The organism is Sphingomonas sp. Root710, assembly GCF_001429065.1.
In the GTDB taxonomy this organism is placed as follows: Bacteria; Pseudomonadota; Alphaproteobacteria; order Sphingomonadales; family Sphingomonadaceae; genus Rhizorhabdus.
Map to the genome: position 1 here is coordinate 266,086 of NZ_LMIB01000016.1, position 17,808 is coordinate 283,893.

A 17,808-nucleotide genomic window follows, 5' to 3' on the forward strand; every position below is an offset into this window, starting at 1 on the left:
ATCATTCACCCGAGAGGGTTCAGGCCATCTGAACGGCGAGAACGCGCTTCTCGCGGCGGCGCAAGCTGAGGCCGACCAGGCCGAAGCCGAGGATCAGCATCGCCCAGGTGGAGGGCTCCGGCGCGGTCGACACCACCGATCCGCCGACGCTCGACAGGTCGCCTTGGAAGGGCACGTTGTGGATCTCGCCATTGGCCTGTTGGGTCACGCTGTTACCGATCACGGTGCCGTCGATATTGCCCGAATAGCCACCGGTGACCGCCGCGTTGACCGCGAGGATCGAGCCGCTGAACTGCCGCATGACGTCGACCGTGGTCGCTTCGTAGAAGTTGAACAGCACGTTGCTCATATTGGTGAAGGTGTTGAAGTTGCGGTTGAAGTCGATATCGGTACCCGCGACGTTGACGACCAGCGTCGCGCCCGACGGAATCGTCACCTGCAGCTGCTGATTCTGGTTGCCCTCGAACATCGCCTCCGACCAGTTGAGCACCTTCAGGCCGGTGCCGGAAACGGTGATCGACTGGTTGTTGCTGTCGCCGCCGACGGTGACGCCGCTGGTGTTGGCGAGCGCGGCGAGGTTGGCGCTGAGACTGGTCAGCGAGGCCTTGATGTCGGCCGCCTGACTGATGATCGTGTTGGTGAAATTGGCGCCCTGGTTGCCCTGGACCGAGAAATTCTGCTGGCTCTGGGCGGTGCCGCCGGCCTGGACCGCGCCGCCGCCATTATTGTTGAAGTTGCCGGTCAGGTTGCCGCCGACCTGCACACCAGCGCCGTTGACGCTGGCGTTGCTGAAATTGGCGTTGCCCGCGACGGTGACCGCCGAGGTGCCGTAGGTGCTGTTCCCCGTGCCGGTGCCGTTCATCGCGACCACGCCGTTGGTGACGTTCAGATTGCCGCCGACGAGCGTGCGACCGCCGACATGGTTCGCGGTCGAGAAATTGTTGAACGAAACGACGTTCCATTCCTTGAGCGCGGCGATACCGGTGCTGATCGACTGACCGACGAGCGCAGCCGACGCCGCCCCGGCGTTCGTCACCGTCATCAGACCTGCCACGACCAGCGGCAACATACGGACCATACGCATCGCATAACCCCACAAACGACATCACTGCTCCGCCACAGGCGGAAGACCTCATATGCCGGCTCTCTACCACAATATAGGGAAACATCCAGTAAAAATTGATAAAATGACTGGGGGCACGGTCCTTTACATCATCCTATGATTGTAAAAAAAACCGACACTGAATTAACGTAAAGTAAAATTGAAAGTAATGATGGTATTGTTGACGAGATATATTAAAGTAATTTCTTGTAAAAGAACGTAAAATGCGACAACAGGTCTCACCGGAAAATCGCATAGGATTCCGCCGCTCCGAAGACCGGTTGTGCTACGCGAAAAGGAAATAATGCGCGGCTCGCCGCGCGAATCAGGTGAGAATCGGGACGAGCTGATGCCCGCCCTCCCAAATCATCTTGAGCGCGACATAAAGGATAACCGCAAGGCCAACATAGGCGATCCAGCGATAGCGCTCGATATAACGGGCGATCAGATTGGCGGCGATGCCCATCAGCGCGACCGACAGCAGCAGGCCGATCACGAGGATGCCCGGATGCTCGCGCGCCGCCCCCGCCACCGCAAGGACGTTGTCGAGGCTCATCGAGACATCAGCGAGCGCGACCGCCCAGGCCGCACCGAGGAAGCTCTTGGTCTGCGGAATCCCGTCATGCTCGGCCGGGTCGTCGCCCGCTGCCATCCCGGCATGGCGGATTTCGCGCCACATGCGGAAAGCGACCCAGAGCAGCAGCAAACCGCCCGCGAAGACCAGTCCGACGATGCCCATCAGCGCGCTGACGAACAGCGCGAAGATGATGCGCAGCACCAGCGCGGCGATGATGCCGATCAGGATGACCTTGCGCCGCTGGTCGGCCGGCAGCCCCGCCGCCAACGCACCGACGACGATCGCGTTGTCGCCAGCCAGGACGATGTCGATCATCAATACTTGCAGGAAGGCCGCCATGGCCGACGGACTGCCGATGTTCGCGAAGTCGGCGACGATATGATTCCACAGGTCGAGCATGAAGCCGTCCTAGCCGAACGCGCGGACTTGTCGAGGATGTTACCGTGGCGGCCCGGATGAATCTCGGCGCCGCGCGGCGCAAACCGCATGTCCGCCCCTCTCCCGCAGCGGAAGAAGGGCGTGACCCGCTTACTGGTTCATCGAGTCGAAGAAGTCCTCGTTGGTCTTCGAGTCCTTCATCTTGTCGAGCAGGAACTCCATCGCGTCGATCGTGCCCATCTGCATAAGGATACGGCGCAGCACCCACATCTTGCTGAGCTTGCCCTTGTCGACGAGCAGTTCTTCCTTGCGGGTGCCCGACTTGCCGACATCCATCGCCGGGAAGATGCGCTTGTCGGCCACCTTGCGGTCGAGGACGATTTCGGAATTGCCGGTGCCCTTGAACTCTTCGAAGATCACCTCGTCCATGCGGCTGCCGGTATCGATCAGTGCGGTCGCGATGATCGAGAGCGAACCGCCTTCCTCGATGTTGCGCGCGGCGCCGAAGAAGCGCTTCGGACGTTGCAGCGCATTGGCGTCGACACCGCCGGTCAGCACCTTGCCCGACGAGGGGACGACGGTGTTGTAGGCGCGGCCGAGACGGGTGATCGAGTCGAGCAGGATCACGACGTCCTTCTTGTGCTCGACGAGGCGCTTTGCCTTCTCGATCACCATTTCGGCGACCTGGACGTGGCGTTGCGCGGGCTCGTCGAAGGTCGAGGAGATGACCTCGCCCTTCACCGAACGCTGCATGTCGGTGACTTCCTCGGGCCGCTCGTCGATCAGCAGCACGATCAGGAAGACCTCGGGATGATTGTCGGTAATCGCCTTGGCGATATTCTGCAGCAGCACCGTCTTGCCGACGCGCGGCGGCGCGACGATCAGCGCGCGCTGGCCCTTGCCCTGCGGCGAGATGATGTCGATGACCCGCGACGACTTGTCCTTATTGGTCGGATCGAGCGAGTCGAGGTTGAGCTTCTCTTCGGGGTAGAGCGGGGTCAGATTATCGAAGTTGACGCGGTGGCGAACGACGTCGGGATCGTCGAAATTGATCGAGACCAGCCGGGTCAGCGCGAAATAGCGCTCGCCATCCTTGGGGCCGCGGACCTCGCCCTCGACGGTATCGCCGGTACGCAGGCCGAACTTGCGGACCTGGTTGGGCGAGACATAGATGTCGTCGGGACCGGCGAGATAATTCGCCTCGGGGCTGCGCAGGAAGCCGAAGCCGTCGGGCAGCACCTCGATCGTGCCCTCGCCCATGATCTGCTCGCCATTCTCGGCCTCGACCTTGAGGATCGCGAACATCAGGTCCTGCTTGCGCATCGTCGACGCGCCCTCGACGCCCAGCTCTTCGGCCATGCTGACCAGATCGGCGGGGCTTTTCTTCTTGAGGTCCTTGAGATGCATCGAGGGATTCCTGGGTCTTTACCGGGTCTTGGGAGAAATGAGCGGCGCTGGATGCGCTTGGCTTTGGAATGTGGTGAGAGAAAAGGGACCCGGCTCGAACGGCGGGCCTGTTCTGCCTTGCGAGGTAAGCGCGGCAGGGATTCAAGTCAAGCGGCTCGCGATGGGAAACACCATCTGTCTCAACCGTCATACCGAACTTGTTTCGGTATCCACCGAGAGACGGGAGCAGCGTTCTGGTTCTTGCGGCGACAGCTTCGCAAGACCCGAAAATATCCTCGTGCGGCCGAGTGGATGCTGAAACAAGTTCAGCATGACGCAGAAAGGAGGGACGCCCGTGCCTAGAACGGCCGCACGATCACCAGGATGACGATGATCGCCGTGGCGATGCCGGGAATCTCGTTCATGAAGCGCAGCGCCTTGTCCGAGGGCGCGCGATAGCCCGCCGCCATGCGCTTGCCATAGCCCACCGCCCAGCCATGGAATCCCGACAGGAGGAAGACGGTGGCGAATTTCGCCTGGAACCAGGGAACGCCCCACAGATCCTGATCGAAGGCGAGCATCAGCCCGAACAGCCAGACGAAGCCCATCGCCGGGGTGATGATGATCGAGCGCAGCCGCCGCTCGCGTTCGATCCAGGCGCGGTCCTCGGCCGATCCGGGGGCGGCGGCGTGATGATAGATGAAGAAACGCGGCAGCATGAAAAGCCCCGCCATCCAGAAGATGACAAAGATCAGGTGCGCCGCCTTCACCCAGGGATAGGCGCTGCCGAGAAAACCCATCATGACCGGTCAGCCTCTCAAACGTGCGAGCAGCTGTTCGACATGCGCGATCGGCGTGTCGAGCAATATGCCATGTCCCAGATTGAACACATGCGGGCGCTGCGGAAAAGCCCCCCTGATCGCGTCGATCGCTTCGTCGAGGCGCGCGCCACCGGCGATCAGCGCGAGCGGATCGAGATTCCCCTGCACCGGCAGATCGGCAGGCAGGTTGGCATCCGCCCAGACCGGATCGACCGTCTCGTCGAGACCCACCACGTCGGCCCCGGTTTCGCGGGCATAGGCCGGCAGCTTGCCGCCCGCGCCCTTCGGAAAGCCGATCACCGGTACGCCCGGGTGGCGGGCATGGATGCGATTCACCAGCTCGACCGTGGGCGCGATCACCCAGCGTTCGAACTCCTTCGGCGCCAGGCTTCCCGACCAGCTGTCGAACAGCTGCACCGCGTCGACTCCGGCCTCGATCTGCTTCGACAGATAATCGGCGGTGTGATCGACCAGCGCGTCGATGATCGCGCCGAAAGCCTGCGGGTCGCGATAGGCCATGCGCCGCGTCTCGGCCTGTTCCTTACTGCCCCGCCCCGCCACCATATAGGTCGCGACGGTCCAGGGACTGCCCGCGAAGCCGAGGAAGGTCGTTGCCGCCGGCAGTTGCGCCCGGACCCGGCGGATCGTGCCGTAAATCGGTTCCAACCGCTCAGGGACTGCGGTGAGGCTGTCCAGCGCATGATCGACCAGCGTCGGGCTCAGTCGGGGCCCCTCACCCGCCTCGAAGCGCAGATCCTGGCCCATCGCATGCGGGATGACGAGGATGTCAGAGAACAGGATCGCGCCGTCGAAGCCGAAGCGGCGGATCGGCTGGAGGGTGATCTCCGCCGCCGCGTCGCTGTCATAGGCAAGCTCGAGGAAACCGCCCTTCTGTGCCCGCAGCGCGCGATATTCGGGAAGATAGCGTCCCGCTTGCCGCATGAGCCAGACCGGGGGCGGATCGCGACGCTCGCCCCGGAGCACGGCAAGCAGGGGGCGCGTCTCGGCGGAGGGAACAGCCATTATCTTCCTTATAGTGATTCTTAAAAAAGGAACTGAAGTAGGTAGTAGGGCGTTGGGAGCCGGGGTTTATTCACAGTTGGCGTGATTGCCAACAGCTTGACTCATGCGGAATCGCGGCGTGCTTCCGAGTCCCTTTCGCCATTCCCATTATCCACAGCCTGTGAACCATTGCATGTGCTTGTGGATGAATCGACTGACATCGGCACGGCGAGCGGGGATGAATCCGCCGCTTGAAAGCGTGCCCAAGGTTCCGCTAGCCCCATCCGCATGGTTTTCCACAGCACCGTCCCCATACGCTTCGTCATCCTGAGCTTGTTTCAGGATCCACCGCGCCACGGGAGCGGCGCTCGTGCTGAAGAGTGGATGCTGAAACAAGTTCAGCATGACGATGGGAAAAATCGCCAGTGATCCGCCTCCACCTCCACCTACTTTCGGATTCGACGGGCGAAACGCTGGAAAACATCGCCAAGGCGGGGCTCGCCCAGTTCGAAGGGGTCGAGACGATCAAGCATTTCTGGCCGATGGTGCGCAGCCAGGGCCATCTCGACCGCATTCTCCTCGAAATCGCCCAGCGGCCCGGGCTGGTCATCTTCACCCTGGTCAACAACGACATTCGCAAGCGGCTTGAATCACGCTGCCACGCGCTCGGCCTGCCCAGCGTCTCGGCGCTCGATCCGGTGATCGACGCGCTGTCGCAGCTGCTGGGGCAGCAGGCGCTCGCCCGCCCGGGCCGTCAGCATATCCTCGACGCGGCCTATTATGCGCGGGTCGAGGCGATCCAATATACGATCGCGCATGACGACGGGATCGGATCGGATGACTGGGAAGAGGCCGACATCATCCTGACCGGCGTGTCGCGATCGTCGAAGACCCCGACCGCCATCTATCTCGCCAACCGCGGCTACAAGGTCGCCAATGTGCCGCTGGTGATCGAATCTCCGCCGCAGAAGAGCCTCTATTCGCTGGTTCATCCGCTCGTCGTCGGGCTGACGACCAGTCCCGACCGGCTGATCCAGATCCGCCGCAACCGGCTGCTGACGCTTAACCAGTCGCCGGAGACCGCCTATGTCGACCATGAGGCGGTGGTCTCCGAACTCACCTTCGCGCGGCGCATCTTCTCCGACCATGGGTGGCCGGTGATCGACGTTACCCGCCGCTCGATCGAGGAGACCGCCGCGGCGATCATCAATCTGGTCAACGAGCGCTCGCCGCAGGGCGACCCGAGCGCGTGATGGCGGGCTGCATCAAGATCCTCCCCGGAACGGGGAGGTGGACCGCAAAGCGGTGGAGGGGGGCCGCCACCAGCGGACCGTTCGACGCCTTCCCCCTCCACCACCTTCGGTGGTCCCCCTCCGCGTGCCGGGGAGGAATTGTGTTGTCATGCTGATCCTCGCCTCGCAATCGGCGTCGCGGCGGGCGATGCTCGATGCCGCCGGAGTCCCGCACCAGGCGATGACGGCCGGGGTCGACGAGGAGTCGATGAAGGCCGCGCTGCGCGCCGAGGGGACCGGCGCGCGCAACCTCGCCGATGCGCTCGCCGAGTTGAAAGCCACCAAATTGTCGCGCCGCCATCCGACCGACCTCGTCCTTGGCTGCGACTCGACGGTGGTGCTCGACGACGGGACGATGCTCGACAAGGCGGAGAGCCGGGAAGAGCAGCGCGATCTGCTCCGCCTGATCGCGGGCAAGCGCCATAGCCTCTACAGCGCTGCGGTGATCTGCGAGGGCGGCGCAGCCGTGTGGCGGCATGTCGACGTCGCGCGCCTGCACGTCCGCCCGTTGAGCGACGCCTTCATCGATGCCTATCTCGACCAGGAATGGCCGGCGGTCGGCGGTTGTGTCGGCGGCTACCGCATCGAAGGCCCGGGCGCGCAGCTTTTCGCCAAGGTGGAAGGCAGCCAGTTCACCATTTTGGGCCTGCCCCTCCTGCCCCTGCTCGACTATCTGCGGATCAGGGGAGTGCTGCCGACATGAGCGAACTGCCATTTGCCGAGGTGATCGGCGATCCGATCGCCCAGTCCAAATCGCCGATGATCCACAAATTCTGGCTGGAACAGGCTGGAATCAAAGCGGATTATCGAGCTTCTCATGTGAAGCCTGAAGATCTTGCCAGCTTTTTCGAGGAACGCCGTAGAAACCCTTCATGGCGCGGCTGCAATGTCACGATTCCGCACAAGCGGGCGGTGATGGCGCTGCTCGACCGGATCGATCCGGCGGCGGAGCGGATCGGCGCGGTCAACACGGTGGTGCCCGAAGATGGCAAGCTCACCGGCTATAACACGGATTATAGTGGCTTTCTTGAACCGTTGCAGCCGCTGCTGCGGCAAACCCACCTGTTCCGGATGGCGCGGATCATCGGCGCCGGCGGCGCGGCCAAGGCGGTCGCGCTCGCGCTCCACGACCACGGCTTCACCAACGTCATCATCGCCCGCAACCTCGATCAGGCGCGCGCGCTGCGCGAGAGTTTCGAGCCCGACGACCGGCTGGTCGCGCCGCTCGACCTGTTCGCCACCCCGACCGACTTTCCGTTCGACGATCGCGAAGGGTTGCTCGATCTCGTCGTCAACACCACCTCGCTGGGCATGACCGGGCAGCCGCCGCTGCTGCTCGATTTCACGCATGTTCCGCCCAACGCCGTGGTCTACGACATCGTCTACGCCCCGCTCGAGACCCCGCTGCTCGCCGAGGCGCGGGCGCGGGGTCTGCGTGCGATCGACGGGCTCCACATGCTGATCGGCCAGGCCGCGGCGGCGTTCGAACGCTTTTTCGGCGTTCCCGCCCCGCGCGGCCGCGACGCGGAGCTGCGGGCAAAGCTCACCGGATGATCGCGCGGCGATGATCATCCTCGGCCTCACCGGATCGATCGGCATGGGCAAGTCGACCGTCGCGAAGATGTTCGCGCGCGCCGGGGTGCCGGTGTTCGACGCCGATGCCGAAGTCCACCGCCTCCAGGGGCGGGGCGGCCGGCTGGTCGCGGCGATCGAGGCGGCGTTTCCCGGAACCTCGGGGCCGCACGGAATCGATCGGGCGGTGCTCGGCAAGGTCGTGCTCGGCGACCGCGCCGCACTGCATCGACTCGAGCGCATCGTCCATCCTGCGGTGGCCGAGTCGCGCTATCGATTCCTGCAAAGGCACCGCGCCCACAAGCTGGTGGTGCTCGATATCCCGCTGCTGTTCGAGAAGAAGGGCTGGCGGCAGGTCGATGCGGTCGCCGTCGTCTCCGCCCCCGCGTGGAAACAGGCGCGCCGCGTGTTGGCAAGACCCGGCATGAACCCGTTGAAATTGCACCATATCCGGTCGCTGCAGACCCCCGACCATGTCAAGCGCGCCCGCGCCGACTTCGTGATCGACAATGGCGGCTCGATCGGACGCACCCGCGCCGCCGTCCGTCATCTCGTCTCTTGCCTCCGCGCGCATGGAGTCCGATATTGCCGGCATGCGTGAAATCGTTTTCGACACCGAAACCACCGGCCTGAACCCCGCGACGGGCGACAGGCTGGTCGAGATAGGCTGCGTCGAACTGCTCAACCGGGTCGAGACCGGTCAGGTCTTCCACTGCTATTTCAATCCCGAACGGGCGATGCCGATCGAGGCCGAACAGGTCCACGGCCTGTCGGACCGCTTCCTCAGCGACAAGCCGCTGTTTGCGCACAAGGTGCACGAACTGCTCGAATTCATCGGCGACAGCCCGCTCGTCGCGCACAATGCCAGCTTCGACTTCGGCTTCCTCAACTGGGAGCTCGCCGCCTGCGGCCATCCGCATGTCGATCTCGGCCGGATGGTCGACACGCTGGCGCTGGCGCGCAAGGCGCATCCGGGGGCCAAGCACAGCCTTGATGCGCTATGTACCCGCTACGGCATCGACCGCAGCCACCGCGTCAAGCATGGCGCGCTGCTCGATGCCCAGCTGACCGCGCAGGTCTATGTCGAACTGACCGGCGGCCGACAGATCGGCCTGTCGATCGGCGAGGCGACCGTCGAGGAGACGATCATCGTCGCAGCCCCGACGCTGGTTGCAGCCACCCGCATCATCCGGGCAATCCGCCCCCATTTCGCAAGCGAGGAGGAACTGGAGAGACACAAGGCCTTTGTTGAGAAGCTCGACGCGCCGCTCTGGATGGAGGGTGCCGCGGGCTGAGAAAATTATCCGTGTTTGTGCGGATGGCGCCCTCCTTCACGGAGTCGCACCTTCGCCGGATCAAGAGTGGAGAAGAGCTATGGAAATTCGTGTTTCGGGACATCAGGTAAATACGGGCGACGCGCTCCGGACCCATGTCGAGGAACGGCTCCACGCGATCGCGGACAAATATTTCTCACGAAGTCTCTCCGCGCACGTCACTTTCGGCCGCGGCCAGCACGGCAACGGCTTTTCCTGCGACATCGTCGCCCATGTCATGCACGGCGTGATCCTGAAGGGCAGCGGCCATGCCATGGACGCGCACCCCAGCTTCGATCAGGCCGCCGACCGGATCGAGACCCAGCTGCGCCGCTACATGAACCGGCTGAAGTCGCGCAACGGCGCGCAGGCGGCAGCCCCTGCGCTCGAAGCGATCGACGACAATGCCGGCTATACGGTGTTCGAAGCGCCCCGCGACGAGGAGGTCGTCGATGGCGACGCACCTGTGATCGTCGCCGAGACTCGGGTCGACGTGCCCGACGCCAGCGTGTCCGATGCGGTGATGATGCTCGACCTCAGAAATACGACCGCGCTTCTTTTCCGAAATTCTGGTACCGGCGCCTTCAATATGGTGTATCGGCGCACCGACGGCACGATCGGCTGGGTGGAGCCGAGCCGGGTCGCCTGAATAGGAATAAAGAATCCCGTCGAATGACTGACAGCAAATCGATGGACGACCTGGGTGACCTGCTGTCGCCTCAGGCGGTGCAGGCCGCCCTCGCCGTTCCGAACAAAAAGGCGCTGTTCCAGCAGCTTGGCGGGATCGCCTCGAAGCTGGTGGAGACCGATGCGCGCATGATCGTCGACCGGCTGGTCGAACGTGAGCGGCTGGGCTCGACCGGCTTTGGCGGCGGCATCGCCATCCCCCATGGCAAGATCGAGGGGCTCGACCGAGTCGTCGGCCTGTTCGCGCGACTCGCCCAGCCGATCGACTTCGCGGCGATCGACGACCTGCCGGTCGATCTCGTCTTCCTGCTGCTGTCGCCGGCCGACGCCGGGGTCGAGCATCTCAAGGCGCTTGCCCGGGTAAGCCGGCGGATGCGCGACAAGGCCTTCGTCGCCAAGCTGCGCGGCGCCGGATCGGACGACGCGCTCTATGCGCTGTTCGCCACCGGCGAGGCCCGCCACGCCGCCTGACGCGTGAGCGGCGACGCTCTCGCCGGGCATGCGCCTTCGGGCGCCGAGGCGCATTTCCGCGCCCTCGAGTCGCTCTACGCCGCAGCACCGATCAACGCGATGTTCCCGTCGCGGCTGGAGATCACCGGCGAAGGCACGTCGCGGATCAGCTTCCTGATCGAGCCCGAGCATTTCCACGCGGCGGGGGCGGCGCATGGTACCACCTATTTCAAGATGCTCGACGATGCTGCCTTCTATGCGGCGAACAGCCTGGTGAATGATTTCTTCTTGCTCACCACAGCCTTCAACCTGCTGCTGACCCGGCCGCTGCCTGCCGGACCGGTCACCGCCGAGGGCCGCTGGGTCAACGGCCGCCGGCGCGTTCTCGTCGCCGACGCGCGGTTGATAGACTCTGAAGGCGAGGAGGTCGCGCGCGGTACCGGCACCTTCATGCGCTCGCGGATTCCGCTCGCGAGCCTCGCGGGATACGCGCGGGGATGACCGAGCCCCGGCCCGCATCGGGGCTGCTCGTCTCAGCTTTGATTCGACGCATCGAGGCCGAAGGCGGCTCGGCGATGGTGATCAACAGGGGCGATGCGATCGCCGGAGCGATGCTGCTGCTGCTCGCTGATCGCGGTGTGCTGAACGGCATCGTCGAACGAGTGTGGCGCTTCGAAGGTGGTCATGGCCTGGAGCGGGTCGGTCCCGCCGAACCGAACGAGCCGGGTGTCGCTGGCGATTATGTCGCGCGACGGCGGAGATCGGACCCCGACTTGTGGGTGGTCGAGGTCGATCATCCCGAAGCAGGGCGGATCGCAGCCGAGCTGCTCCTCTGATCTTCCGCGTCCTGGGGAGGAATTGAAACCGTTCCCGTCTTGTTCTATCGTCGCCTCATGGCCACCGCCTCTGACTCGTTCGAACCGATGATCGCCGCCGATGTCGCGCGGGGTGTGGCGCGGCTGTTCCTGCGGGCGGAGATGACGCCGCTGCCGGAGGTGCCACTGGGCAATGGCCGCCGCGCCGACATCATGGCGATCGACGCCAGGGGCTGCATCACCATCGTCGAGATCAAGGTGTCGCGCGCCGATCTGCTCGGCGATGGCAAATGGCCGGACTATCTCGATTTTTGCGATCGTTTCTTCTGGGCGGTGCCCGGCGGCTTCGATCTGTCGCCGTTCGAGACCGATCCCTTCCGCCCCGACTGCTGCGGCCTGATCGTCGCCGATCGCTATGATGCGGCGATCCTGCGCGAGCCGCAGCATCGCCCGCTGTCGGGCGCGCGCCGCAAGGCCGAGACGCTGCGCTTCGCGCGCCGCGCGGCGCGGCGGCTGTGGGGCGATCTCGATCCCTTTCCGGAGAGCTGCGTCTAGCCCCCTGAAATCGGCGACGTCTTTCCGATCGAAAAGCGCATCCTACATGGGATGCGTTCCGGCTTGCGAGAGGACGACATGAAGACCAGCGGCAACACCATTCTCATCACCGGCGGCGGTTCGGGCATCGGCCGGGCGCTGGCGCAGCGCTGGCACGACCAGGGCAACAAGGTCATCGTCGCGGGGCGCCGGCGCGCCGCGCTCGACGAGACGATCGGGGATCGCGCCGACATGGTGGCGGTCGAACTGGACATGGAGGACGCGGCCGATATCGGACATGTCGCCGCGCGCATCGTCGCCGACCATCCCGATCTCAATGTCGTCGTGAACAACGCCGGGATCATGCGCAGCGAAGCGCTGGACGCGCCGCGCGACCTCACCGATGCTGCCGCGACGATCCTCACCAATCTGCTCGGGCCGATCCGGCTGATCGACGCGCTGGTCGATCATCTGGCAGGCCGCCCCGACGCGGCGATCGTCACCGTATCCTCGGGTCTCGCCTTCGTGCCGCTGGTGTTCGCGCCGACCTATTCGGCCACCAAGGCCGCGATCCACAGCTACAGCCTGTCGTTGCGCGAGCAGCTGCGCGGCAAGGTCGAAGTGATCGAACTGGTGCCGCCGGGGGTGCAGACCGGCCTGACCCCGGGCCAGGAGACCCGCGACGGCTATATGCCGCTCGACGATTATATCGACGAGGTGATGGCCTTATTCGCGCAGGTGCCAACGCCGCAGGAGATCGCGGTCGAGCGGGTCAAGTTCCTGCGCAACGCTGAAGCCGAGGGGCGGTTTGCTGACACCCTCACGACCCTGACCGAGCGCTCGCGTCCGAAATAACGGGCCTAGAGCCCCGGTCCGGACATCTTGGGCTTGGGCTTCGTAACGGCCGGGGCGTCGTTGATGATCTTGAGCACCGCCGCGCCGCGCGGGTCGTCCGCCGCATAGTCGCGTGCCGACTTGCCGGCGATCCGGTCGGCCAGCTTGGGGTCCGCGCCATTGTTGAGCAGCAGCCGGACCATCGGCACGTTGCGCTGCTGGACGGCGATGATCAGCGGGGTCTCGCCGCTGTTGTTGGCGAGGTTGACGTTCGCCTTCTGGCCGAGCAGCAGTTCGGCGCCCTCCGCGAAGCCGAGCAGCGCCGCCACGTGCAGCGGGCCGTTGCCCTGCGTATCGCGGGCATTGGGGTTCGCGCCCTTGCCGAGCAGGAAGCTAGACCAGGTCAGGTCGCGGCGCTTGATCGTGATCATCAGCGCGGTCTCGCCGGTCGAATAGTCGCGGGTGTTGATCAGCGTCGATCCATTGCCCTGCAACGCCTTGGTCGCCTTTTCGCCATCCGCCTGGCGGACCGCGTTGAGGAAATTATAGCTGTCGGAGAACTGCGCCATGGCCGGAGTGGCGGCGACCGCCAGCGCGGCGGCGGCGATAATGATGTGGCGGCGAACCATCTTGCCTGTCATGTCCCTGTTCTGAAACGCCCTTGCATGGGCGGCAATAGCAAAGCATGGCTGGCCGCACCATGAACAATCCGCGCCTTCCCCGCCGCTGGGCCGCCATCGCGGCTTCGCTGTCGATCGCCCTGTCGCCGCTCGCGCTCTCTGGCTGCGGCGGCGGCACAGCCGAAACCCCGCCGCTGGCGGGCAGCAAGATCGGCGGCCCCTTCACCTTGACCGACCAGGACGGCCGCAAGGTCAGCGACAGCGCCTTCGCCGGCAAATATCGGCTAATCTATTTCGGCTATACCTGGTGCCCGGATGTCTGTCCGGTCGATGTCCAGAATCTGATGAAAGGCTATCGCAAGGTCGAGAAGGACGATCCTGCGCTGGCGGCGAAGATCCAGCCGATCTTCATCACCGTCGATCCCGCGCGCGATACCCCGGCCGCGCTCAAGCAGTTCGTCAGCGCCTTCCATCCCAAGCTGATCGGCCTGACGGGAACCGAAGCGGAGATCTCCGCCGTCGCCAAGCAGTTCGCGATCTATTATGCGAAACAGCCGCCCCGGCCCGACGGCAGCTATTTGGTCGATCATGCCCGCCAGGCGATGCTGTTCGGCCCCAAGGGCGAGCCGCTCGCGCTGATCACCCAGGACAAGGGCGCCGACGCGGCGGCGGCGGATATCGAGCGCTGGGTGCGGTAAGCGATATCGTCATCCCGGACTTGATCCGGGATCCAGCTTTTCTTGTCGCCGATGGAGGAAGAAGCGGGATCCCGGATCAAGTCCGGGATGACGGAGAAAGTGGATGCTGAAACAACTTCAGCATGACGCTGGATAGTAGAGTATGATCTGCCCGATGACCGAACAGCGCCCTTTCTGGGAAACCAAGCGCCTCGACCAGATGAGCCGGGCCGAATGGGAGTCGCTGTGCGACGGCTGCGGCAAATGCTGTCTGCACAAGCTGGAGGACGAGGAGACCGGCGAGCTGATGGCGACCAACGTCGCCTGCCGCCTGCTCGATCGCCGCACCGGGCTGTGCAAGGATTACAAGCATCGCCGCACCTTCGTCCCCGAATGCGTGCGGCTGACGCCCAAGGTGCTGGCCGAGATCGACTGGCTGCCCTCGACCTGCGCCTACCGGCTACTCGATGAGGGCAAGCCCCTGCCCGACTGGCATCCGCTGAAGACCGGCGATCCCGACTCGGTCCATCGCGCCGGAGTTTCGGTGCGTGGCTGGACGGTTTCGGAGGACGATGCAGGCGATCTAGAACATCATCTCGTCGATCGTGATATATAGGCCGCTGCTATCATTGTGTCCGCTCATCCTGAGGAGCCGCTGAGCTTGTCGAAGCGGCGTCTCGAAGGACGATCGGTCCTTCGAGACGGGTCTTCACCTTCGTTCAGCCCCTCCTCAGGATGAGCGGTTAGGGGTATGCTTCTCACCATGCTTTTCCGCAGAACCAAACCTGCTGCCGAAACCGAACTCGTGTTCGAAGCGGGCGGGCGCAGCCGGCCGCTGATCGTCCGGCGCATGGCGCAGGCGCGGCGGATGCGGCTCAGCGTCGATCCGCGCGACGGCGGGGTGCGGCTGGTGATGCCGAGCCGCGCCTCGCTGCGGGCCGCGCTCAAATGGGTCGAAAGCAAGCGCGGCTGGATCGAGGCTGCGCTCGACGCGCTGCCCGACGCCCGGCCGATCGCCGACGGCATGACGATCGAGGTGGCGGGTGAGCCGCTGCGCATCGAGCTCAACGACCAGGGGCGTATCGTGCGGCGCGTGGACGGGCGGCTGATCGTCCCCCAACCCGCCGACCTGCTCGCCGCGCGGGTGACGCGCTGGCTGCGCAAGCAGGCGCTCGAGCGGCTGGAGGCGGAGACGATGCGCTTCGCCGCGCTGGCGGGGGTCACGATCGGCCGGGTGACGGTCGGCGATCCACGCGCGCGCTGGGGCAGTTGCTCGGCCAATGGCGACATACGCTATAGCTGGCGGCTGATCCTTGCCCCGCCCGAAGTGCTCGAAGCGACGGTCGCGCATGAGGTCGCCCACCGGCTGCACATGGACCATAGCCGCGAATTCCACATCGCCGTCGAACGGCTGCTCGGCCGTGATCCGCTGCCCGAACGCAACTGGCTGCGCGAGCATGGGCGGCATCTCTACTGGCTGGGGCGCGAGTCGTAGGATCACCCTTCCGCTCATCCTGAGTAAGGGCTGAGCGAAGGCGAAGACCGCATCGAAGGACGCACCGATCCTTCGAGACGCCACTTCGACAAGCTCAGTGGCTCCTCAGGATGAGCGGGAAAGAGCTAATTGGAAGGTTTGCGTGGTTTCTGCGGGTCGACCCCGCTCAGGAAATCCGAACCGAGCGACGTGCGCGGCTGGGCAGCAGGAGCTGGCTGGCGCACGGCCGGGGGCGTCGCGGGTTGCGGCGCGCGGGCGGCGGCCGGCGGCGCGGCTTGCGGTTCGAAGCCGTCGCCGGGATCGGCGGGCGGCTCGCTGCCATCCTCGATCGGCAGGCCGTTGGGGTCGACGAAGCCATCGTCGGGCAGACCATAGGCCTCGTCGTCGGGCTCGATCATGAATTCGGGCAGGGTGACCGCGGTCTCGAACTGCTCGACGGGGCGCTTGGCCACCGCGACCTTCATGAACTGCGCAAAGGCGCGCGCGGGCGCGCGGCCGCCTTGCAGGCCGGCGACGGTCTTGGCATCGTCGCGCCCCATCCACACGCCGGTGGTGATCCCGCTGGAGAAGCCGAGGAACCAGCCGTCCTTGTTCGACGAGGTCGTGCCGGTCTTGCCGGCGACCGGGCGGCCGATCTGCGCGGCCCGCGCCGTGCCGGTGTTGACCGCGGTCTGGAGCAGGTCGGTCACCTCGGCGGCGACCCAGGGCGCGACCAGCACGCGATTGTCGTCGTTGCGATGTTCGTAGAGCAGGTCGCCCTTGCCGGTCGTCACCTTGACGATGCCATAGGGCACCACCGCGATGCCCTTGCGCGCGACCGCCGCGAAGGCGCGGGTCATGTCGATCAGGCGGACGTCGGAGGTGCCGAGCACCATCGACGGGTGGGTATTGAGCTTGCTGCCGATGCCGAAGCGATGCGCCATGTCGGCGATGGTGTCGAAGCCGACCTGCTGGCCGATCTTGGCGGCGACGGTGTTGATCGAAAAGGCGAAGGCGGTACGCACGTCGATCGCGCCCGCATATTCGCGGTTGCTGTTGCGCGGGCTCCAGCCGTCGATATCGACCGGCTCGTCGGTCACCGGCGTGTCGGGCTTCATCCCCGCTTCCATCGCCGCCAGATAGACGAACAGCTTGAACGACGATCCGGGCTGGCGCTCGGCCTGGGTCGCGCGGTTGTAGATCGACGAGACATAGTCGCGGCCGCCGACCATCGCGCGCACCGCGCCGTCGCGGTCGAGCGCGACCAGCGCGCCTTGCGCCCCATCGGGCGCATTGGCGCGGATCGCGGCGTCGGCGGCTTTCTGCATCACCGGGTCGATCGTGGTCCACACGTCGATCGGTTCGACCTGCTCGTCGACGACCTCGTCGAGCTGGGCAAGCGCCCAGTCGGTGAAATAGCGCACCGCATTCTGATCGCGCTCGGGGGCGAGGTTGACCTTGTCGAGGTCGACCGCCCCGGCCTCCGAGGGGGTGAGCGCGCCGGCGTCCTGCATCACCTCGAGAACGACCTTCGCGCGGTCGATCGCGGCCTGGCGGTCGGCGGTCGGCGAATAATGCGACGGGGCTTTCACCAGACCCGCGATGATCGCGCTCTCGCCCAGATTGAGCGTCGCCGCGCCATGGTCAAAGAATTTGCGGCTGGCAGCATCGATGCCATAGGCGCCGCCGCCGAAATAGACGCGGTTGAGATAGAGTTCGAGGATCTGCTGCTTGGAGAATTTGCGCTCCATCGCCAGCGCCAGGATCACCTCGCGGAATTTACGGCCGAAGCTGTAGGCGTTGGTCAGGAAGATGTTGCGCGCCAGCTGCTGGGTGATCGTCGACGCGCCCTGCAGGCGGCGGCCCTCGCCCTTGCGCTGCCACGCGACCCAGGCGGCGCGCCCCATACCGATGGGATCGATGCCGGGATGCATGTAGAAGCGCCGGTCCTCGACCGCGACCATCGCCTTCTTCATATTCTCCGGAATCTGCTGCGACGGCAGCCAGTCGCCATAGCTCGGGCCCAGCGAGACGATCACTGACCCGTCGGCGGCGCGGACGCGCACCATCTGGCCGTTGGGGCTCGACTTCAATTCCTCGAAACTTGGCAGCGATGCCATCGCGATCAGCACCGCGACGATCAGTGCACCGAGACCGGCCAGCGTCGCGAACAGCGTGAATTTCGCCAGGGTCCTGAGCCAGCCCATGCGCTTAGTCTTTTCCGGAGAGGGTTTGGCCGTCGGCATCTGAGACCGCCGACTTACAAGCTATCCC

Annotated in this window: 21 protein-coding genes; 14 read left to right on the forward strand and 7 right to left on the reverse strand. The window is 65.0% G+C overall.

Annotated elements, in window-relative coordinates; all coding sequences use genetic code 11:
* Nucleotides 1-19 precede the first annotated feature (19 nt).
* From ASE00_RS18570 to hemE, 5 genes are all read right to left on the reverse strand, one after another.
* Nucleotides 20-1,084, reverse strand: coding sequence for a choice-of-anchor A family protein (locus tag ASE00_RS18570; protein WP_056383381.1), 1,065 nt, complete (start codon nt 1,082-1,084; stop codon nt 20-22).
* Nucleotides 1,085-1,427: 343 nt separating this feature from the next.
* Complete coding sequence (locus tag ASE00_RS18575; RefSeq protein WP_056383102.1) at nt 1,428-2,078, reverse strand: TerC family protein; 651 nt, start codon at nt 2,076-2,078, stop codon at nt 1,428-1,430.
* Nucleotides 2,079-2,207: 129 nt separating this feature from the next.
* Nucleotides 2,208-3,464: a transcription termination factor Rho gene (gene rho, locus ASE00_RS18580; RefSeq protein WP_056383104.1), complete on the reverse strand. Its 1,257-nt coding sequence runs from the start codon at nt 3,462-3,464 to the stop codon at nt 2,208-2,210.
* 338 nt (nt 3,465-3,802) lie between these two features.
* A complete protein-coding gene (locus ASE00_RS18585; protein ID WP_056383382.1) occupies nt 3,803-4,243 on the reverse strand; it encodes a CopD family protein in 441 nt (146 codons plus the stop codon).
* Nucleotides 4,244-4,252: 9 nt separating this feature from the next.
* Nucleotides 4,253-5,287 carry a uroporphyrinogen decarboxylase gene (gene hemE, locus ASE00_RS18590; RefSeq protein WP_056383106.1) on the reverse strand — a complete coding sequence of 345 codons (1,035 nt, stop codon included), beginning with the start codon at nt 5,285-5,287 and terminating at the stop codon, nt 4,253-4,255.
* 404 nt (nt 5,288-5,691) lie between these two features.
* Between hemE and ASE00_RS18600 the strand changes: the two genes are divergently transcribed.
* The 11 genes from ASE00_RS18600 (at nt 5,692) to ASE00_RS18650 (ending at nt 12,784) form a co-directional block, all read left to right on the forward strand.
* The gene (locus ASE00_RS18600) at nt 5,692-6,519 is read left to right on the forward strand and encodes a pyruvate, water dikinase regulatory protein (RefSeq protein ID WP_056383110.1); all 828 of its coding nucleotides are present in this window, start codon (nt 5,692-5,694) and stop codon (nt 6,517-6,519) included.
* Nucleotides 6,520-6,667: 148 nt separating this feature from the next.
* Nucleotides 6,668-7,261, forward strand: a complete 594-nt coding sequence (locus ASE00_RS18605; protein ID WP_056383112.1) for a Maf family protein — start codon at nt 6,668-6,670, stop codon at nt 7,259-7,261.
* Nucleotides 7,258-8,112: a shikimate dehydrogenase gene (gene aroE, locus ASE00_RS18610; protein ID WP_056383114.1), complete on the forward strand. Its 855-nt coding sequence runs from the start codon at nt 7,258-7,260 to the stop codon at nt 8,110-8,112. The genes ASE00_RS18605 and aroE overlap by 4 nt, the downstream gene beginning before the upstream one ends.
* 10 nt (nt 8,113-8,122) lie before the next feature.
* A complete protein-coding gene (gene coaE / locus ASE00_RS18615) occupies nt 8,123-8,731 on the forward strand; it encodes a dephospho-CoA kinase (RefSeq protein WP_056383115.1) in 609 nt (202 codons plus the stop codon).
* Nucleotides 8,724-9,425: a DNA polymerase III subunit epsilon gene (dnaQ, locus tag ASE00_RS18620; protein WP_056383118.1), complete on the forward strand. Its 702-nt coding sequence runs from the start codon at nt 8,724-8,726 to the stop codon at nt 9,423-9,425. Before coaE ends, dnaQ begins: the two co-directional genes overlap by 8 nt.
* A gap of 79 nt (nt 9,426-9,504) precedes the next feature.
* Nucleotides 9,505-10,092, forward strand: coding sequence for a ribosome hibernation-promoting factor, HPF/YfiA family (gene hpf / locus ASE00_RS18625; protein ID WP_056383120.1), 588 nt, complete (start codon nt 9,505-9,507; stop codon nt 10,090-10,092).
* 23 nt (nt 10,093-10,115) lie between these two features.
* Entirely contained in the window at nt 10,116-10,601 is a 486-nt protein-coding gene (locus tag ASE00_RS18630) for a PTS sugar transporter subunit IIA (protein WP_082594841.1), read from the forward strand.
* 3 nt (nt 10,602-10,604) lie between these two features.
* The gene (locus ASE00_RS18635; RefSeq protein ID WP_056383122.1) at nt 10,605-11,081 is read left to right on the forward strand and encodes a PaaI family thioesterase; all 477 of its coding nucleotides are present in this window, start codon (nt 10,605-10,607) and stop codon (nt 11,079-11,081) included.
* Nucleotides 11,078-11,416 carry a DUF1491 family protein gene (locus ASE00_RS18640; RefSeq protein ID WP_056383126.1) on the forward strand — a complete coding sequence of 113 codons (339 nt, stop codon included), beginning with the start codon at nt 11,078-11,080 and terminating at the stop codon, nt 11,414-11,416. Before ASE00_RS18635 ends, ASE00_RS18640 begins: the two co-directional genes overlap by 4 nt.
* 57 nt (nt 11,417-11,473) lie before the next feature.
* Nucleotides 11,474-11,950: an MmcB family DNA repair protein gene (locus tag ASE00_RS18645; protein ID WP_056383129.1), complete on the forward strand. Its 477-nt coding sequence runs from the start codon at nt 11,474-11,476 to the stop codon at nt 11,948-11,950.
* Nucleotides 11,951-12,028: 78 nt separating this feature from the next.
* The gene (locus ASE00_RS18650; RefSeq protein WP_056383131.1) at nt 12,029-12,784 is read left to right on the forward strand and encodes an SDR family oxidoreductase; all 756 of its coding nucleotides are present in this window, start codon (nt 12,029-12,031) and stop codon (nt 12,782-12,784) included.
* 5 nt (nt 12,785-12,789) lie between these two features.
* Here the strand turns inward: ASE00_RS18650 and ASE00_RS18655 are convergent, their stop codons facing one another.
* Nucleotides 12,790-13,404, reverse strand: a complete 615-nt coding sequence (locus ASE00_RS18655; RefSeq protein WP_056383133.1) for an ankyrin repeat domain-containing protein — start codon at nt 13,402-13,404, stop codon at nt 12,790-12,792.
* 44 nt (nt 13,405-13,448) lie between these two features.
* Here ASE00_RS18655 and ASE00_RS18660 point away from each other — a divergent pair, with 44 nt between their 5' ends.
* The 3 genes from ASE00_RS18660 to ASE00_RS18670 all read left to right on the forward strand — a co-directional run bounded on the left by ASE00_RS18660 (nt 13,449) and on the right by ASE00_RS18670 (nt 15,555).
* Entirely contained in the window at nt 13,449-14,081 is a 633-nt protein-coding gene (locus ASE00_RS18660; protein WP_056383134.1) for an SCO family protein, read from the forward strand.
* 154 nt (nt 14,082-14,235) lie between these two features.
* Nucleotides 14,236-14,676 carry a YcgN family cysteine cluster protein gene (locus ASE00_RS18665; RefSeq protein ID WP_056383384.1) on the forward strand — a complete coding sequence of 147 codons (441 nt, stop codon included), beginning with the start codon at nt 14,236-14,238 and terminating at the stop codon, nt 14,674-14,676.
* A gap of 147 nt (nt 14,677-14,823) precedes the next feature.
* Nucleotides 14,824-15,555 carry a M48 family metallopeptidase gene (locus ASE00_RS18670; RefSeq protein ID WP_056383385.1) on the forward strand — a complete coding sequence of 244 codons (732 nt, stop codon included), beginning with the start codon at nt 14,824-14,826 and terminating at the stop codon, nt 15,553-15,555.
* Nucleotides 15,556-15,680: 125 nt separating this feature from the next.
* Here ASE00_RS18670 and ASE00_RS18675 read toward each other — a convergent pair whose 3' ends face one another.
* Nucleotides 15,681-17,741 (reverse strand): transglycosylase domain-containing protein, encoded by a 2,061-nt coding sequence (locus tag ASE00_RS18675; RefSeq protein WP_235538738.1) that lies wholly within the window; start codon nt 17,739-17,741, stop codon nt 15,681-15,683.
* Between the last annotated feature and the right edge of the window lie 67 nt (nt 17,742-17,808).

What these genes read in the sequence shown, in the direction of transcription:
- ASE00_RS18570 (WP_056383381.1), bottom strand. Translation starts at nt 1,084, where the DNA reads ATGCGTATGGTCCGTATGTTGCCGCTGGTCGTGGCAGGTCTGATGACG.
- ASE00_RS18575 (WP_056383102.1), bottom strand. Translation starts at nt 2,078, where the DNA reads ATGCTCGACCTGTGGAATCATATCGTCGCCGACTTCGCGAACATCGGC.
- rho (WP_056383104.1), bottom strand. Translation starts at nt 3,464, where the DNA reads ATGCATCTCAAGGACCTCAAGAAGAAAAGCCCCGCCGATCTGGTCAGC.
- ASE00_RS18585 (WP_056383382.1), bottom strand. Translation starts at nt 4,243, where the DNA reads ATGGGTTTTCTCGGCAGCGCCTATCCCTGGGTGAAGGCGGCGCACCTG.
- hemE (WP_056383106.1), bottom strand. Translation starts at nt 5,287, where the DNA reads ATGGCTGTTCCCTCCGCCGAGACGCGCCCCCTGCTTGCCGTGCTCCGG.
- ASE00_RS18605 (WP_056383112.1), top strand. Translation starts at nt 6,668, where the DNA reads ATGCTGATCCTCGCCTCGCAATCGGCGTCGCGGCGGGCGATGCTCGAT.
- aroE (WP_056383114.1), top strand. Translation starts at nt 7,258, where the DNA reads ATGAGCGAACTGCCATTTGCCGAGGTGATCGGCGATCCGATCGCCCAG.
- coaE (WP_056383115.1), top strand. Translation starts at nt 8,123, where the DNA reads ATGATCATCCTCGGCCTCACCGGATCGATCGGCATGGGCAAGTCGACC.
- dnaQ (WP_056383118.1), top strand. Translation starts at nt 8,724, where the DNA reads ATGCGTGAAATCGTTTTCGACACCGAAACCACCGGCCTGAACCCCGCG.
- hpf (WP_056383120.1), top strand. Translation starts at nt 9,505, where the DNA reads ATGGAAATTCGTGTTTCGGGACATCAGGTAAATACGGGCGACGCGCTC.
- ASE00_RS18630 (WP_082594841.1), top strand. Translation starts at nt 10,116, where the DNA reads ATGACTGACAGCAAATCGATGGACGACCTGGGTGACCTGCTGTCGCCT.
- ASE00_RS18640 (WP_056383126.1), top strand. Translation starts at nt 11,078, where the DNA reads ATGACCGAGCCCCGGCCCGCATCGGGGCTGCTCGTCTCAGCTTTGATT.
- ASE00_RS18645 (WP_056383129.1), top strand. Translation starts at nt 11,474, where the DNA reads ATGGCCACCGCCTCTGACTCGTTCGAACCGATGATCGCCGCCGATGTC.
- ASE00_RS18650 (WP_056383131.1), top strand. Translation starts at nt 12,029, where the DNA reads ATGAAGACCAGCGGCAACACCATTCTCATCACCGGCGGCGGTTCGGGC.
- ASE00_RS18655 (WP_056383133.1), bottom strand. Translation starts at nt 13,404, where the DNA reads ATGACAGGCAAGATGGTTCGCCGCCACATCATTATCGCCGCCGCCGCG.
- ASE00_RS18660 (WP_056383134.1), top strand. Translation starts at nt 13,449, where the DNA reads ATGGCTGGCCGCACCATGAACAATCCGCGCCTTCCCCGCCGCTGGGCC.
- ASE00_RS18665 (WP_056383384.1), top strand. Translation starts at nt 14,236, where the DNA reads ATGACCGAACAGCGCCCTTTCTGGGAAACCAAGCGCCTCGACCAGATG.
- ASE00_RS18670 (WP_056383385.1), top strand. Translation starts at nt 14,824, where the DNA reads ATGCTTTTCCGCAGAACCAAACCTGCTGCCGAAACCGAACTCGTGTTC.
- ASE00_RS18675 (WP_235538738.1), bottom strand. Translation starts at nt 17,741, where the DNA reads ATGGGCTGGCTCAGGACCCTGGCGAAATTCACGCTGTTCGCGACGCTG.